A 17,304-nucleotide genomic window follows, 5' to 3' on the forward strand; every position below is an offset into this window, starting at 1 on the left:
CCGATCGAGACCGCGGCCGGGTTGCGGTTGTTCGACGCGGCGATCGCCAGTGACGAGTCGCTGGTCGCGCCGGTCGTGGTGAATCTGCCGTCCGGCGGGACCGGGGTAGCACCGTTGCTGCGGGGGCTGGTGCGTGGTCCGCGGCGGGGTACGGCGGCGCAGGGTGTCGTGGTGCGCACGGATCTGGTGGCGCGACTCGCCGGACTGCCGGTGGCGGAGCAGGACCGGGTGCTCACGGAGTTGGTGCGTGAGCACGTCGCGACGGTGCTGGGTCACCGGGACAGTGGTGCGGTCGACGCGCGGCGGGAGTTCCGTGAGCTCGGTTTCGATTCGTTGACCGCGATCGAGTTGCGTAACCGGATCAACGCGGCGACCGGGCTGCGGCTGACCGCGACGCTGATCTTCGACCACCCGACGCCGGCCGCCCTGGGCGCACACCTGCGCGAGCACCTGATCCCGCCGGCCCGGCCGCGTTCGGTCCTGGACGAGCTGGAGCAGATCGAAGCGTCGCTCCTGGCCACCGAGCTGGACGACGACACCCGGGGCGGCGTGGCGGTCAGGCTCCGCCAGCTGCTGCAGAAGGTCGACGGCCGCAGTGCCCGGGGCGCCGACACGTCGGTGACCGAGCGGCTCGAACAAGCCAGCGAGAACGAACTCCTCGACTTCATCGACCACCAGCTCGGCCGCTTGAACGGCGAATGAAGCCGGTCTGCCGCATCGCGCGTTCGGAGGATCCACATGCCGGAAGACCGGAAGCTCGTCGATTACCTGAAGTGGGTCACCGCTGACCTGCACAACACCCGGCAGCGCCTGGAGGAGCTGGAGTCGGGTCGGCACGAGCCGGTGGCGATCGTGTCGATGGCCTGCCGGTTCCCGGGCGGGGTCCGCTCGCCGGAGGACCTGTGGCAGCTGCTGCTGGACGGCGGGGACGCGGTGGGTCCGCTGCCCGCCGACCGAGGCTGGCACGCCTACCAGGACATGGGCATCCAGGGCGGCTTCATGGACGACGCGCCCGAGTTCGACCCCGGCTTCTTCCGCATCTCGCCGCGCGAGGCCGCGTCGATGGATCCGCAGCAGCGGGTGGTGCTCGAGACGGCCTGGGAGACGTTCGAACGCGCGAACATCGACCCCGGGACGCTGCGCGGCACCCGGACCGGCGTTTTCATCGGTGCCGCCGCCTCCGGCTACTCCGGCGACGACGACGCGCGCGGCCACCTCATGACCGGTCAGCTCACCAGCGTCGTCTCCGGTCGGATCGCCTACACCTTCGGGCTGGAGGGCCCGGCGGTGACGATCGACACCGCCTGCTCGTCGTCGCTGGTCGCCATCCACCTGGCTGCCCAGGCGCTGCGGTCCGGCGAGTGTTCGCTGGCCCTGGCCGGTGGCGTCACGGTCATCACCAGCCTCTTCATGTTCGGCGAGATCGGAGAGCACGGCGGGCTGGCCACGAACTTCCGGTCCAAGGCCTACGCCGACGCGGCCGACGGCATCGGCTGGGCCGAGGGCGCCGGTGTCCTGATGCTCGAACTCGAGTCGGAGGCCCGGCGCAACGGGCACCAGATCCTCGCGACGATCCGATCGTCGGCACTCAACCAGGACGGCGCCTCCAACGGGCTCAGCGCCCCCAGCGGACCGGCCCAGCAGCGGGTCATCCGCCAGGCCCTGAACAACGCCGGGCTGCATCCGTCCGAGGTCGACGTCGTCGAAGGGCACGGCACCGGAACCACGCTCGGTGACCCGATCGAGGCCCAGGCGCTGCTCTCCACCTACGGGCAGGACCGCGAGCGGCCGTTGCTGCTGGGTTCGATCAAGTCGAACCTCGGGCACCCCCAGGCCGCCGCCGGTGTCGCCGGTGTGATCAAGATGGTCCTCGCGCTGCAGCACGGTCAGGTCCCGCGCACGCTGCACGTCGACCAGCCGTCGTCGCACGTGGACTGGTCGTCGGGCGCGGTCGAGGTGGTCACCGAGACGACGCCGTGGCCGGTCTCCGAGCGGCCGCGGCGGGGCGCCGTGTCGTCGTTCGGAGTCAGCGGAACCAACGGTCACGTCATCCTGGAGGCCGCGCCCGAACCGGCCGTGCCGGGATCGGAGGGCAGCCGGCCGGCCGAGAAGGCGGACGCGTCCGGCCCGCGTCCGGTGATCGTCACCGCGAAGACTCCGGACGCGTTGCGCGCCCAGGCCGACCGGCTGCTCGAGCTGATCGACCGCGACCGACCGGCCCTCGCCGATCTCGCGTTCTCCAGCGCGGTCGGCCGCGCCTTCCTCGACGAACGCGCGGTGGTGCTCGCCGCCGACGTCGACGAGCTGATCACCGGTCTGCGCGCGGTGGCGTCCGGTGTGTCGGCGCCCGGCGTCAGCCGCGGCGTGGCCGACGTCCAGGGCCGCACGGCGTTCGTCTTCCCCGGTCAGGGCACCCAGTGGGTCGGGATGGGGCTCGGGCTCGGCGCCCGGTCGGAGGCGTTCGCCGCGCGGATGCGGGAATGCGCCGAAGCGCTGGCGCCCTGGGTGGAGTGGTCGCTGCCGGACGTCCTGGGTGACGAGACCGCGCTCGAACGGGTCGACGTCGTGCAGCCGGCCGCGTTCGCGCTGATGGTGTCGCTGGCCGCGATGTGGGAGTCGGTCGGCGTCGTCCCGGACGCCGTCGTCGGGCACTCGCAGGGCGAGATCGCCGCGGCCGTGGTCGCGGGCGCGCTGACGCTGGAGCAGGGGGCGCGGATCGTCGCGGTCCGCTCGAAGCTGATCGCCGCCCGGCTGGCCGGCTCCGGAGCGATGGCGTCGGTCGCCCTGCCGCCGGACGCCGTGGAGGCCCGGATCGAGGGGCTGCCGGTCGAGGTGGCGGCCGTGAACGGGCCGCGCTCGGTCGTCCTGGCCGGCGCGCCGGACGTGCTGGACGACCTGGTCGCGCAGTGGACCGCGGACGACGTGCGTGCGCGCCGGATCCCGGTGGACTACGCCTCCCACTCCGCGCAGGTCGACCAGCTGGAGACCGAGCTGTGTGACGCCCTCGCGGACCTCGAGCCGGTCGCGGTGCGCACGCCGATGCTCAGCACGGTGGACGGCACGTGGCCGGCCGGCCCCGAGCTGGACGCCCGGTACTGGTTCGACAACCTGCGGAAACCGGTGCGCTTCGCCGACGCGGTGCAGGCGCTGTCGGCCGCGGGCTTCGATCGGTTCGTCGAGGTCAGCCCGCACCCCGTACTCACCGGGGCGATCGGGGACCAGGCCGGCGACGCCGCGGTGACGGGGACCCTCCGGCGGGGAGAGGACGGGACATCCCGTCTGCTGGCCTCGCTCGCCGAGGCATTCGTGCGCGGCGCGCCACTGCGCTGGGACGACCTGGTGGCGGGCGGAACGCGGATGACGCTCCCCACGTACGCGTTCCAGCACCGGCGGTTCTGGCCCAGCGGAATCCGGGTCGGCGACGCCCGTGGGCTCGGTCTCACTCCGGCCGAGCATCCGTTCCTCGGTGCGGCGGTGGACCTCGCGGACTCCGCCGGTGTGGTGCTGACCGGACGGCTGTCGCTGCGGACCCACCCGTGGCTGGGTGAGCACGTGATCGGCGGGGCCGTGCTGCTGCCCGGCAGCGCGTTCCTCGAGCTGGTCGTGCGGGCCGGAGATCAGGTCGGTGCCGACCGGATCGAGGAACTCACCCTGCACGCTCCGCTGGTACTCGGCCCGGACACCGCCACGGTCGTCCAGGTCTACGTCAGCGCTCCGGCCGACACCGGGCGGCGGGGCCTCGCGATCTACAGCCGGCCCGAGCGCGACGCCGACGACGCGGGCGGCGAACCGGGCTGGACGCAGCACGCCAGTGGTGTGCTCGCGATCGGCAGGCGCAGCGCCCAGCCCGACACCGAGGTCTGGCCACCCGCCGGGGCGACGGCCGTCGACCTCACCGGCTTCTACGAGACGCTGGCGGAGAACGGCATCGCCTACGGCCCGGCGTTCCAGGGCCTGCGCTCGGTGTGGACCGGCGACAACGAGGTTTTCGCCGAGGTCGTCGCGCCGGAAGCGAGCGGCGACCCCGGTGCGTTCGGGCTGCACCCGGCACTGCTCGACGCGGCCGTGCAGGCCGCCGGTCTGCTCGTGCGCGCCGACGAGGAGGCCGGGCGCATCCTGTTCTCCTGGAGCGGGGTCTCGTTGCACGCCACCGGCGCCACCGCGCTCCGGGTCCGGGCGCGCCTCGACGGACCCGACGGCATCGTGCTGACCGCGTACGACGGCGCGGGTCAGCCCGTGCTCACCGCGGACGGCGTGACGATCCGTTCGGTCTCGGCGGAGCAGCTCGGCGCGGCGGCCGCACGGCGCACCGGCGGCACCGCCGTCTACCACCTCGACTGGCCGGTGGCTCCCGGCGTGGTCGGCCCCGCCGACGCGGTCGCCGGGATGACGCTGGCCGGAGTCGCCGCACACCCCGAGGCGCTGGCCCGGCTGACCGAGGTGCCCGACGTGCTCGCGGTCGAACTGACGGCCGATCCGGCCGGACCGGCCCTCGATCCGTCCCGGGCGCCACTGGCCGCCGCCACCCGCGCGCTGGCGTTCGTCCAGGCCTGGATCGCCGAACCGCGCTTCGCCGACGCCCGGCTGGCCGTCCTCACCCGCGGCGCGGTGAGCGCCTCCACCGGGGAGACCGGTACGGACCCGGCCGCCGCCGCGATCTGGGGCGTCGTCCGCTGCGCCCAGATCGAATACCCGGGACAGTTCCTCCTCGTCGATCTCGACGCCGGCGCGGACGCGCTGGACGCCCTGCCCGTCGCGCTCGCCGCGGGGGAGCCGCAGGTGGCAGTGCGGGACGGCGTCGCGCGGGTACCCCGGCTCGAGCGCCTGCCCGCGGTGGAGAGCGCGGGGCTCGGGCTGGACCCCGACGGCACCGTCCTGGTCACCGGCGGCACCGGCGGTCTCGGCCGGGTGATCGCCCGGCATCTCGTCACCACCCACGGCGTCCGGCACCTGCTGCTCGCCGGCCGGCGTGGCCCGGAGGCGCCCGGCGCCGCCGAGCTGGCCGCCGAACTCACCGGGCACGGCGCCGACGTCCGGATCGTCGCCTGCGACCTCGCCGACCGGGACGCCGTGGCCGGTCTGCTCGGCACGGTCCCGGCCGGACATCCCCTGACCGGCGTCGTGCACGCCGCGGCGGCCCTCGACGACGGCGTCCTGGCCGGACTCGCGCCCGAGCAGCTCGAAGCCCCGTTCGGTGCGAAGGTCGCCGGGGCGTGGCATCTGCACGAACTGACCCGCGACGCTGACCTGGCGATGTTCGCGCTGTACTCGTCGGTCTCCGGCTTGATCGGCGCCGCCGGGCTGGCCGGTTACGCCGCCGCCAATACCGCGCTGGACGCACTGGCCGAGCACCGTCACTCCCTCGGCCTGCCGGCCACGTCGCTGGTGTGGGGCCCGTGGGCCACCGACGGGATGGTCGAGGAGTTCGGACCGGCCGGCCACGCGCGCGTCGCGTCCGCCGGGCTGCCGCTGCTTCCGGTCGAGGCCGGGCTCTCGCTGTTCGACGCCGCCCTGCGGACCGGCGTGCCGGTCACCGTCCTCGCCCGGCTCGACCTCGCGACGCTGCGCCAGGCCCCGCAGATCCCACCGCTCCTGCGCGGACTGGTCCGCAGCGTCCGCCGAGCCGCCGCCGCGGCGCCCGCCGTGGACGGTGGCGGCACGCTGGCCAGGCAACTCGCCGGGCTGAGCGGGCCCGACCGTCTCCGGCTGCTGTCCGACGTGGTCCGCGGCGAGGCGGCCGCGGTGCTCGGTCACCTCGACACCGCCGAGATCACGCCCAAGCGGAGCTTCCGTGACCTCGGCTTCGACTCGCTGACCGCCGTCGATCTGCGCAACCGCCTCAGCGGCGTGACCGGGCTCCGGCTGCCCGCCACGCTGGTCTTCGACTATCCGTCCCCGGCCAAACTGGTCGATCACCTGCTCGCGGCGTTGCTCGGCACCGCGGCCGACGGGCGGGCGCCGTCGGCCGTCCGGGTGGCCGACGGCGACGACTCGATCGCGATCGTGTCGATGGCCTGCCGCTTCCCCGGTGACGTCAACTCGCCGGAAGATCTGTGGGCGCTGCTGGACGCCGGTCGCGACGCGACCGGACGGCCGCCCGTCGACCGGGGCTGGCAGGTCTCCGACGAGGCCTTCCGCGCCGGATTCCTCACCGACGTCGCGGGTTTCGACCCCGGCTTCTTCGGTATCTCCCCGCGCGAAGCACTGGGAATGGACCCGCAGCAGCGACTGCTGCTGGAGGTGTCGTGGGAGGCCATGGAGCGCGCCCGACTCGACCCGGAGACGCTGCGCGGCAGCGACACCGGCGTGTTCGTGGGCGTTTCGGCCACCGGCTACCAGGCGCCGGACGAGGCCCGCGGATTCCTGGTGACCGGCCACGCGACGAGCGTCGCCTCCGGCCGGCTGTCGTACGCGTTCGGCCTGGAGGGCCCGGCGGTCACGATCGACACCGCGTGCTCCTCGTCGCTGGTCGCGATGCACCTGGCCGCGCAGGCGCTCCGGTCGGGGGAGTGCTCGCTGGCGCTGGCGGGCGGTGTCACGGTCGTGTCCACGCCCGGGGGCATGCTCGAGTTCGCCGGTCAGGGCGGCTTGGCCGCGGACGGCCGGTGCAAGGCGTTCAGCGAGTCCGCCGACGGGACGAACTGGTCGGAGGGCGTCGGCCTGCTGCTCCTGGAGCGGTTGTCGGACGCGAAGCGCAACGGGCACGAGGTGCTCGCCGTGGTGCGTGGCTCGGCGGTGAACCAGGACGGGGCGTCGAACGGTCTGACCGCCCCGAACGGTCCGTCGCAGCAGCGGGTCATCCGCGCCGCGCTGGCCTCCGCCGGTCTCTCGGCGTCCGAGGTGGACGCGGTCGAGGCCCACGGCACCGGGACGACGCTGGGTGATCCGATCGAGGCCCAGGCGCTGCTGGCCACGTACGGTCAGGACCGGGAGACCCCGCTCTGGCTGGGAGCGGTGAAGTCCAACCTCGGGCACACCCAGGCGGCGGCCGGGGTGGCCGGAGTGATCAAGATGGTGCTCGCGATGCGCCAGGGTGTCCTGCCGCGGACGCTGCACGTGGACGCTCCGTCGTCGCACGTGGACTGGGCTGCCGGTGCCGTGGAGCTGCTGACGTCGCCGCAGCCGTGGGAGGTCTCGGGGCGTCCGCGCCGGGCCGGGGTGTCGTCGTTCGGGATCTCCGGGACGAACGCGCACGTGATCCTGGAGCAGGGGCCGGAGGCGCCCGAGCCGGCGGTGGCGGTGGCGGACCCGGCCGTCCCGGAGCCGGATGGGGTGGAGCCGGCCGGGATCGGGCCGGCCGGGGTGGGGCCGGTTCCGGTCGTGGTGTCGGCGAAGTCGGAGGCGGCGCTCGTCGCGCAGGCGTCGCGGCTGGCGTCGTTCGTCGAGGAGACCGGACCCGCTCCGCGGGACGTCGCGATGTCGTCGCTGGTGACCAGGACGGTCTTCGAGCACCGCGCGGTGGTGCTCGGCTCTGGTTCCGAGGAGTTGGTGACCGGCCTGCGGTCGCTGGACGGGGTCCGGGGCGTCGCGCGTCCCCGGGGTCGGTCGGTGTTGGTGTTCCCGGGTCAGGGGGCGCAGTGGGCGGGTATGGGGTTGCGGTTGGTGGCGGAGTCGCCGGTGTTCGCGGCGCGTTTGGCGGAGTGCGCGGTGGCGTTGGCGCCGTTCGTGGAGTGGTCTCTTCTGGAGGCGCTGGGCGACGAGGCGTTGCTGGAGCGGGTCGACGTCGTGCAGCCGGTGTCGTTCGCGGTGATGGTGTCGCTGGCCGCGGTCTGGGATTCGCTGGGTGTGCGTGCGGATGCGGTGGTGGGTCATTCACAGGGTGAGATCGCGGCGGCGGTGGTTGCGGGTGCGTTGACCCTGGAGCAGGGTGCCCGGATCGTCGCGGTGCGGTCGGAGCTGATCGCGTCGCGGTTGGCGGGTTCGGGGGCGATGGCGTCGGTGGCGCTTGCGCTGGATGAGGTGGAGCCGGTTCTGCCGGTGGGTGTGTGGGTGGCGGCGGTGAACGGTCCGCGGTCGATCGTGCTGTCGGGTGATCCGGAGGCGCTGGACGGTCTGGTTGATCGGTGGACAGATGAGGGTGTGCGGGCTCGGCGGATCGCGGTGGATTACGCGTCGCACTCGGCGCACGTCGATGTCCTCGAGACGGAGCTGCGTGCCGCGCTGGCCGATCTGGAGCCGGCCCCGGTGTCGACCCGGATGTGGTCCTGCGTCGAGAGCCGGTGGCTGACCGGCGCGGAGCTGGACGCCGGGTACTGGTTCGAGAATTTGCGTCGTCCGGTGGGTTTCGCCGGTGCGGTGGAGGCGTTGTCGGGTGACGGGTTCGACGTTTTTGTGGAGTGCAGTCCGCATCCGGTGCTGACCGGTCCGGTCACCGATCTGGTGGACGGCGTCGTGGTGGGTACGGTGCGCCGGGACGACGACTCGTGGCTGCGGGTGCTGACCAGCGCCGCGGAGCTGTTCGTGAGCGGGGTGGACGTCGATTGGGCTCCGGTGGTGCCGGGTGGCCGCCGGGTCGACCTGCCGACGTACGCGTTCCAGCACGAGCGCTACTGGCCGAGCGGCTCCCCGATCGGTACCGGCGACCTCAGCGCCGCCGGGTTGCGCGATGCCGATCACCCGCTGCTGGGCGCGGCGGTGGAGCTGGCCGGCGGCGGAGTCGTGCTGACCGGGCGGCTCTCGTTGCCGGCACAGCCATGGCTGGCCGGGCACCGCGTCGGCGGCACCGTGATCGTGCCCGGGGCCGCGTTCCTGGAGCTGGCCGTGCGCGCCGGTGACCAGGTGGGCTCCGGCCGGGTCGAGGAGCTGACCCTGCGCGAGCCGCTGCCGCTGCCCGCCACCGGCGGAGTGCAGCTCCAGGTCGTGGTCGGGGTGCCGGCCGCCGACGGCGCGCGGTCGGTCGAGATCCATGCGCGGCCGGACGGGTCGGAGGAGCCCTGGACCTGCCATGCGGCCGGGGTCCTCGCCGCAACCGTGCTGCCTCCGGACTTCGCGCCGGTGAGCTGGCCACCGGCCGAGGGCACCCCGATCGCCCTCGAGGGTGTCCACGACGCACTGCGCAAGGGCGGCCTGGACTACGGGCCGGCCTTCCAGGGGCTCTCCGCGGCCTGGCGGGGCCCCGACGGCACGGTGTTCGCGGAGGTCGTGCTCGGCGCCGACGAACGCGCCGACGCCGGCCGCTACGGGCTGCACCCCGCGCTGCTGGACGCCGCACTGCAGGCGACGCTCCTGGGGGACGGCGACGCCGACGGGGTCGCCCGGCTGCCGTTCGTCTGGCGGGACGCATCCCTGCACGCCGGGCATGCAACCGCCCTTCGGGTACGCATCCGCCGCCAGGGCCCCGACCAGGTGTCGATCGACCTGGCCGACGGCAGCGGCGAGCCGGTGGCGTCCGTGGGCAGCCTGGTGGCTCGGCCGGTGAGTGCCGTGGACACCGCTGCGGCGCTGGCGCGGCGCTCCCTGTTCACGGTCCGGTGGGAGCCGGCGGACGCGTCGCCGGCCGACACGGAGATCGTCCTGGCCGAGGCACCGGAGGTCGATCCGCTCGACCCGGTCGGTTCGGCCCACCGGCTCGCCGGGTGGGCACTGCGGACCGTCCACGGATGGCTGGACGAGCCGGGCACCGCGCGCCTCGCGCTGGTGACCACGGGCCTGGACGAGCACCCCGCGGTCGCGACCGTCTGGGGTCTCGTGCGTTCGGCGCAGTCGGAGCACCCGGGCCGGTTCGTGCTGGCCGACCTGGACGCCGATCCCGCGTCCCGGGACGCGTTGCCGGGCGTCCTGGCGACGTCGGTGACGCAGGTGGCGATCCGGGCCGGGCAGGCGTCGACGCCGGCGCTGACCCGGTTGACCGCGGCCGCCCCGTCGGACGCGGCCGCGTCGCCGGTCGGCCCGGATCCCGTCGGCACGGATGTCGCCGGCACGGTTCTGATCACCGGTGGTACGGGAGGTCTGGGCGGTCTGCTGGCCCGGCATCTGGTCGTCTCCCGTGGTGCGCAGCGGCTGATGCTCCTCAGCCGCCGGGGGCCGGACGCCCCGGGCGCGCGCGAACTCGTCGAAGAACTCGCGGCGCTGGGCGCCTCCGTCGAGGTCGCGGCCTGCGACGTCGCCGACCGGGACGCGCTGGCGGCCCGGCTGGAGGGCGTCGAACTGTCGGCGGTGATCCACACCGCCGCCGTCCTCGACGACGGTGTCGTGGCCGCGCTGACGCAGGAGCGGCTCACCCCGGTGCTGCGGGCGAAGGTCGACGGGGCGTGGAACCTGCACGAACTCGCCGGGGACAAGCCGCTCGTGCTGTTCTCCTCCTTCGCCGGGATCTCCGGTGCGGCCGGGCAGGGCAACTACGCGGCGGCCAACGCGTTCGTCGACGCGCTCGCCGCTCACCGGCGCGGCCTCGGCCTGCCCGGAGTGTCGCTGGCCTGGGGCCCGTGGGAGAACCGCACCGAGCTGACCGCAGGCGTCGACTTCGACCGGATGGCCGAACTCGGCCTGCCGCCGGTGACCGCCGCCGAGGGCCTGGCCCTGTTCGACGCGGCGCTGGCCCTTCCCGACGAGCCGCTGGTGGTGCCGGCGCGCGTCGACCTCGGGGTGCTCCGGCGCCATGCCCGCCATCTGCCCCCGCTGCTGCGCCGCCTGGTGCCCGGTGCGGTGCGCCGGGACGCGATGGACGCCGCCGACGCCGGAGCGATGAACCAGCTGGCCGCCCTTCCCGCGGCGCAGCGCGTCGCGGCCCTGCTGGACCTGGTCCGGACCCACACCGCCGCCGTGCTCGGCCACGCCGGGCCGGCGGCGGTCGGTGCCACCCGCTCGTTCGCCGAACTCGGCCTCGAGTCGCTGACCGCGGTCGAGCTGCGCAACCGGCTGAGCACCAGCACCGGCCTGCGACTGTCGTCCACCCTGGCGTTCGACTACCCGAACCCGGCCGCGCTCGCCGAGTACCTCGACGCCGAGCTGTTCGGCTCGGGCGACGGCCGGCTCGTCACCTGTACGCCCGTCGCGCCCGCCGCTGACGACGATCCGATCGTCCTCGTCGGCATGGCGTGCCGGTACCCGGGCGGAGTCGCCTCCCCGGAGGACCTGTGGCGGCTGGTCGCGGCGGGCGAGGGTGGTCTCACCCCGTTCCCGACCGACCGGGGCTGGGACATCAGCCGCCAGGTGGCCGCCGGTATCGGAGGCGATCGGGACTACGCCTACGTCGGCGGCTTCCTGCGCGAAGCCGGAGCGTTCGACGCGGCGTTCTTCGGTATCTCGCCCCGTGAGGCGCTGGCGATGGATCCCCAGCAGCGACTGCTGCTGGAGACGTCCTGGGAGGCGTTCGAGCGGGCGGGCATCGACCCGACCGGCCTCAAGCACAGCCGGACCGGCGTGTTCACGGGCCTGATGTACCACGACTACGGAAGCAGCGGTTCGTTCCCGGACGACGCGATGGGCTTCCTCGGCAACGGGACGTCCGGCGCGGTCGCGAGCGGCCGGGTGTCGTACCTGCTGGGGCTGGAGGGCCCGGCGGTGACGATCGACACCGCGTGCTCCTCGTCGCTGGTGGCGCTGCACCTGGCGGCGCAGGCCCTGCGTAGCGGTGAGTGCGATCTGGCGCTGGCCGGTGGTGTGACGGTCATGGCGACGCCGAGCCCGTTCCTCGGTTTCGCGCTGCAGGGAGGCCTCGCCCCGGACGGCCGCTGCAAGTCGTTCGCGGACTCCGCCGACGGAACCACGTGGGCCGAGGGCGTCGGCGTGCTCGTCGTGGAGCGGCTCTCGGACGCGCGGCGCAGGGGCCACGAGGTCCTGGCGGTGGTGCGGGGCACGGCGGTCAACCAGGACGGTGCGTCGAACGGACTGTCGGCCCCGAACGGTCCGTCGCAGCAGCGGGTGATCCGGGAGGCGTTGGCCTCGGCCGGTCTGGAGCCGGACGACGTCGACGCGGTGGAGGGTCACGGCACCGGGACGACGCTGGGTGATCCGATCGAGGCGCAGGCGTTGCTGGCGACCTATGGTGCGGAGCGGGATCGGCCGTTGTGGCTGGGGTCGATCAAGTCGAACATCGGTCACACGCAGGCGGCGGCGGGGGTCGCGGGTGTGATCAAGATGGTTCAGGCGATGCGCCATGGGGTGCTGCCGCGGACGTTGCACGTGGACGCACCGTCGTCGCACGTGGATTGGGACGCCGGTGCGGTGGAGCTGCTGACGTCGCCGCAGCGGTGGGAGCCGGAAGGGCGTCCGCGCCGGGCCGGGGTGTCGTCGTTCGGGGTTTCCGGGACGAACGCGCACGTGATCCTGGAGCAGGGTCCGGTTCCTACTGCGGTACCCGCCCCTGCGGTTTCCGATCGGGTCGTCCCGGTGGTGGTGTCCGCGAAGTCGGAGCAGGCGCTGGAGACGCAGGCGGCCCGGCTCGCGTCGTTCGTCGCCGACGGCCGGCCGAACCTGGCCGACGTCGCGTTCTCGGCCGCGGCCCGGCCGGTGTTCGAGCACCGCGCGGTGGTGCTCGCCGGCGAGCACGCGGAACTGGTCGACGGTCTGCGCTCAGTGAGCGGCGTGCGGGGCGGCGGCGACGTCCGCGGCCGGTCGGTGTTCGTGTTTCCCGGCCAGGGAGCCCAGTGGGCCGGGATGGGTGTGCGGCTGGCAGCGGAGTCGCCGGTGTTCGCCGAGCGCTTGGCGGAGTGCGCCGAGGCGTTGGAGCCGTACGTCGAGTGGAACCTGTTCGAGGTCCTGGGCGACGCGGCGGCGCTGGAGCGCGTCGACGTGGTGCAGCCGGCGTCGTTCGCCGTGATGGTGTCGCTGGCCGCGGTGTGGGATTCGTTCGGGGTTCGTCCGGACGCGGTGGTGGGCCATTCGCAGGGGGAGATCGCGGCAGCGGTGGTCGCGGGCGGTCTGTCCGTGGAGCAGGGCGCGCGGATCGTCGCGGTGCGGTCGAAACTGATCGCGTCGCGGCTGGCGGGTTCCGGGGCGATGGCGTCGGTGGCGCTCCCGCCGGCCGAGGTGGAAGCCGTGCTGCCGGACGGCGTGTCGGTGGCGGCGGTGAACGGTCCGCGCTCGGTCGTGCTCTCGGGTGATCCGGAGGCGCTCGACGGACTGCTCGACCGGTGGACGGCCGAGGGGGTGCGGGCGCGGCGGATCGCGGTCGATTACGCGTCGCACTCGGCGCACGTGGACGTGCTCGAGGCGGAGTTGCAAGAGGCGCTGGCCGATCTGGAGCCGGCCCCGGCGTGGACCCGAATGTGGTCCAGCGTGGACAACGAGTGGCTGACCGGAGTCGAGCTGGACGCCCGGTACTGGTTCGAGAACCTCCGCCGCCCGGTGCGGTTCGCCGACGCCGTCGAAGCGCTCGCGGGTGAAGGTTTCGACGTTTTTGTGGAGTGCAGTCCTCATCCGGTGCTGACCGGTCCGCTCACCGATCTGGTGGACGGTGCGGTGGTCGGCACCCTGCGACGCGACGACGACACGCTCCGGCAGGTGCTGACCAGCGCCGCCGAACTCTACGTGCGTGGCGTCGACGTGGACTGGGCGCCGGTGCTGACCGGCGCCCGCCGGATCGAACTGCCCACCTACGCCTTCCAGCACCAGTGGTACTGGCCGAGCGGAGGGTCCCGGCGGGGTGACCTGAACGCCGCCGGGCTGCGCGACGCCGACCACCCGCTGCTGGGCGCGGCGGTGGAGCTGGCCGGCGGGGGAGCGGTACTGACCGGCCGGCTCTCGGTGCAGGCGCAGCCGTGGCTGACCGGGCACCGTGTGGCCGGTGTCGTCATCGTGCCGGGCGCCGCGTTCCTGGAGCTGGCCGTGCGGGCCGGTGACCAGGTGGGTGCCGGCCGGGTCGAGGAGCTGACGCTGCGCGAGCCGCTCCCGCTGCCGGCGTCGGGTGGCATGCAGGTGCAGGTCGTCGTCGGCGTACCGGCCGGGGACGGTGCGCGGCCGGTCGAGATCCACGCCCGGCCGGACGGGTCGGCGGAGCCCTGGAACTGTTACGCCACCGGTGTTCTCGCCGAGGGAACGATCACCGGGGACTTCGCCCCGACCGCGTGGCCACCGGCCGGCGCGAGCGCGGTCAGCCTCGACGGGCTGTACGACACGCTTCGCCCGGCGGGTCTCGACTACGGCCGGGCGTTCCAGGGCCTGCGGGCCGCCTGGCGGGACGCCGACGGGACGATCTACGCGGAAGCCGCCCTCGACCAGGACGAACGCGGGGACGCGAGCCGGTTCGGGCTGCACCCCGCGCTGCTGGACGCAGCCATGCAGACGGCGTTCCTGGGTGACCCCGACGGCGGGCCCGACGGTTCGGCCCGGCTGCCGTTCACCTGGCAGGACGCGTCCCTGCACGCCGCGCACGCCGCGGTGCTCCGGATCCGGCTGCGCAGGCACGGCGCCGACCGCCTCACGCTGGACCTCGCCGACGCCGCCGGTGCACCGGTCGCCACGATCGCGGGACTGGTGCTGCGGCCGCTGGACGTCCGGGCCGCCGACGCCGGCACCGGTGCGCGCCGCTCGTTGTTCACCGTGCGCTGGGATCCGATCGAGATCCCGTCGCCCGCCGACAGTACCGACGTGGTGCTGGCCGAGGCGCCGGGGAGTGATCCGGCCGATCCGGTGCGGTCCGCGTACGGGTTGGCGGCGTGGGCACTGCGCACGGTGCAGGAGTGGCTCTCCGGACCGGCCACCGGCCGGCTCGCCGTCGTCACCCGGGGTGTGTCCGAGGATCCCGCGGTGGCCACCGTGTGGGGCCTCGTGCGTTCGGCGCAGTCGGAACACCCCGGCCGGTTCGTGCTGGTCGACGTGGACGACGATCCGGCGTCGGCCGCGGCGCTTCCCGACGTGGTGGCCGGGCCGGTCACCGAGGTGGCCCTGCGCGCGGGCCGGCCGTTCGCGCCCGCGGTGGTCCGGCTGGCCCCACCCGCCGAGGACGGACCCCAATTCGACGGCACGGTGCTGATCACCGGAGGTACCGGCGGGCTGGGCCGCCTGCTGGCGAGGCACCTGGTCGCCGAACGAGGCGTCCGGAACCTGCTCCTGGTCAGCCGTCGGGGGCTGCACGCCCCGGGCGCCCGGGAACTCGTCGCCGAGCTGGCCGGGTTCGGCGCCGAGGTGACCGTCGAAGCGTGCGACGTGACCGATCAGCCCGCGGTCGCCGGAGTGCTCGCCGGGATCGACCGGGCGCATCCGCTGGTCGCCGTGATCCACACCGCCGGAGCGCTCGCCGACTGCCTGCTGGAATCGATGACCGGCGAGCAGCTGGCCGCTGCGCTCGCGCCCAAGATCGACGGCGCGTGGAACCTGCACGAGCTCACCCGGGAGCTGCCGCTCCGTGCCTTCGTCGTCTACTCGTCGTTCGCCGGCATCGGGGGCGTGGCCGGGCAGGGCAACTACGCGGCGGCCAACGCGTTCGTCGACGCGCTGGCCGGCTATCGGCAGCGCCTGGGCCTGCCGGCCCGGTCACTGGCCTGGGGAGCGTGGGAGGACCGCACCGAGCTGACCGCCGGAGCCGACTTCGATCGGTTCACCAGGATCGGCCTGCCGCCGGTGACCGCCGCCGAGGGCCTGGCCCTGTTCGACGCGGCGCTGGCCGTGCCCGACCAGCCGCTGGTGATCCCGATGCCGGTCGACATGGCCGTGCTGGCGCGCCATGCCCGGCACGTGCCGCCGCTGCTGCGTCGCCTGGTACCCGGGGCGGTCCGCCGGAGCGCCAACGACGTCGCCTCCACCGACCTGGCCGAGCGGCTCGCGGCGCTCCCGGCCGAGCAGCGGCGCCACGAGGTGCTCACGCTCGTCCGGAAGCACACCGCAGCCGTTCTCGGCCACGACGGGCCGGCCGCGATCGGGTCGACCCGTTCGTTCGCCGAGCTGGGACTGGAGTCGCTGACCGCCGTCGAGCTGCGGAACCGGCTCAGCGCCGACACCGGCCTGCGGCTGCCGTCCACCTCGGCGTTCGACTACCCGACTCCCCTCGCACTGGCCGGATTCCTCGCCGCGGAGCTGGGCTCCACCGGCGCGGCGCCGGTCGTCGTCGCGCGGCGTCCGCGCAACACCGACGCCGACCCGATCGTCATCGTCGGAATGGCCTGCCGCTACCCGGGTGGAGTCGGGTCGCCGGAGGCACTCTGGCGGCTGGTCGAAGACGGCACGGACGCGATTCGTGAGTTCCCCACCGACCGCGGGTGGGACCTCGAGACCCTGTTCCACCCCGATCCCGATCACCCGGGCACCACGTACACCCGGTCCGGCGGGTTCCTCGACGCGGTGGCCGACTTCGACGCGGCGTTCTTCGGGATGAGCCCGCGGGAAGCGCTGGCGACCGACGCGCAGCAACGACTGCTGCTGGAAGTGTCGTGGGAGGCGTTCGAACGCTCCGGAATCGATCCGGTCGGCCTGCGCGGCAGCCGCACCGGCGTGTTCGCCGGCGTGATGTACAGCGACTACATCTACCTGTTGCAAGGCACCCCGGGGGTGGAGGCCCACCAGGGTGCGGGCAGCTCCCCGTCGGTCGCGTCCGGCCGGGTCGCGTACACGTTCGGCTTGGAGGGCCCGGCGGTCACGATCGACACCGCGTGTTCGTCGTCGCTGGTGGCGCTGCATCTGGCCGCGCAGGCGCTGCGGTCGGGGGAGTGCGACCTGGCGCTGGCCGGCGGCGTCACGGTGATCTCGCAACCCGGCGTTTTCACCGGCTTCGCCCGGATGCGCGGACTCGCCCCGGACGGGCGGTGCAAGTCGTTCGCCGACGACGCGGACGGCGCGTCCTGGTCCGAGGGCGTCGGCATGCTGGTGGTGGAGCGGCTGTCGGACGCGCGCCGGAACGGGCACGAGGTACTGGCCGTCGTCCGCGGGTCGGCGGTCAACCAGGACGGTGCCTCGAACGGTCTGACCGCGCCGAACGGCCCGTCACAGCAGCGGTTGATCCGGGACACGCTCGCGGTCTCCGGGCTGCGGCCCGCCGACGTCGACGCCGTCGAGGGCCACGGCACCGGGACGACGCTGGGCGACCCGATCGAGGCCCAGGCGCTGCTGGCGACGTACGGGCGGGACCGGGAGACGCCGCTGTGGCTGGGGTCGGTGAAGTCGAACATCGGTCACACGCAGGCGGCGGCCGGGGTGGCCGGCGTGATCAAGATGGTGCAGGCGATGCGCCACGGGGTGCTGCCGCAGACCTTGCACGTGGACACCCCGTCGTCCGAGGTGGACTGGGAGTCGGGTGCGGTCGAGCTGTTGACGTCGAACCGGCCGTGGGACGTGGCGGGCCGGCCGCGTCGGGCGGCGGTGTCGTCGTTCGGGATTTCCGGGACGAACGCGCACGTGATCCTGGAGCAGGGTCCGGAGGTGCCGGAGCCG

General features: G+C 74.1%; 2 protein-coding genes and 1 pseudogene. All 3 read left to right on the forward strand.

What is annotated here, in order from left to right; translation table 11 throughout:
* Nucleotides 1–702: beta-ketoacyl reductase (locus ACIBZJ_RS43085; protein WP_395939412.1), on the forward strand; the 702-nt coding region annotated here is incomplete at its 5' end.
* Nucleotides 703–738: 36 nt separating this feature from the next.
* Nucleotides 739–792, forward strand: a pseudogene (locus ACIBZJ_RS43090) (polyketide synthase docking domain-containing protein); the annotation flags it as partial.
* 51 nt (nucleotides 793–843) lie between these two features.
* Nucleotides 844–17,304, forward strand: a 16,461-nt coding sequence (locus ACIBZJ_RS43095) for an SDR family NAD(P)-dependent oxidoreductase (RefSeq protein WP_395939413.1), incomplete at its 3' end; no start/stop codon positions are given.

It is taken from the genome of Cryptosporangium sp. NPDC051539 (assembly GCF_044454545.1).
GTDB lineage: Bacteria > Actinomycetota > Actinomycetes > Mycobacteriales > Cryptosporangiaceae > Cryptosporangium.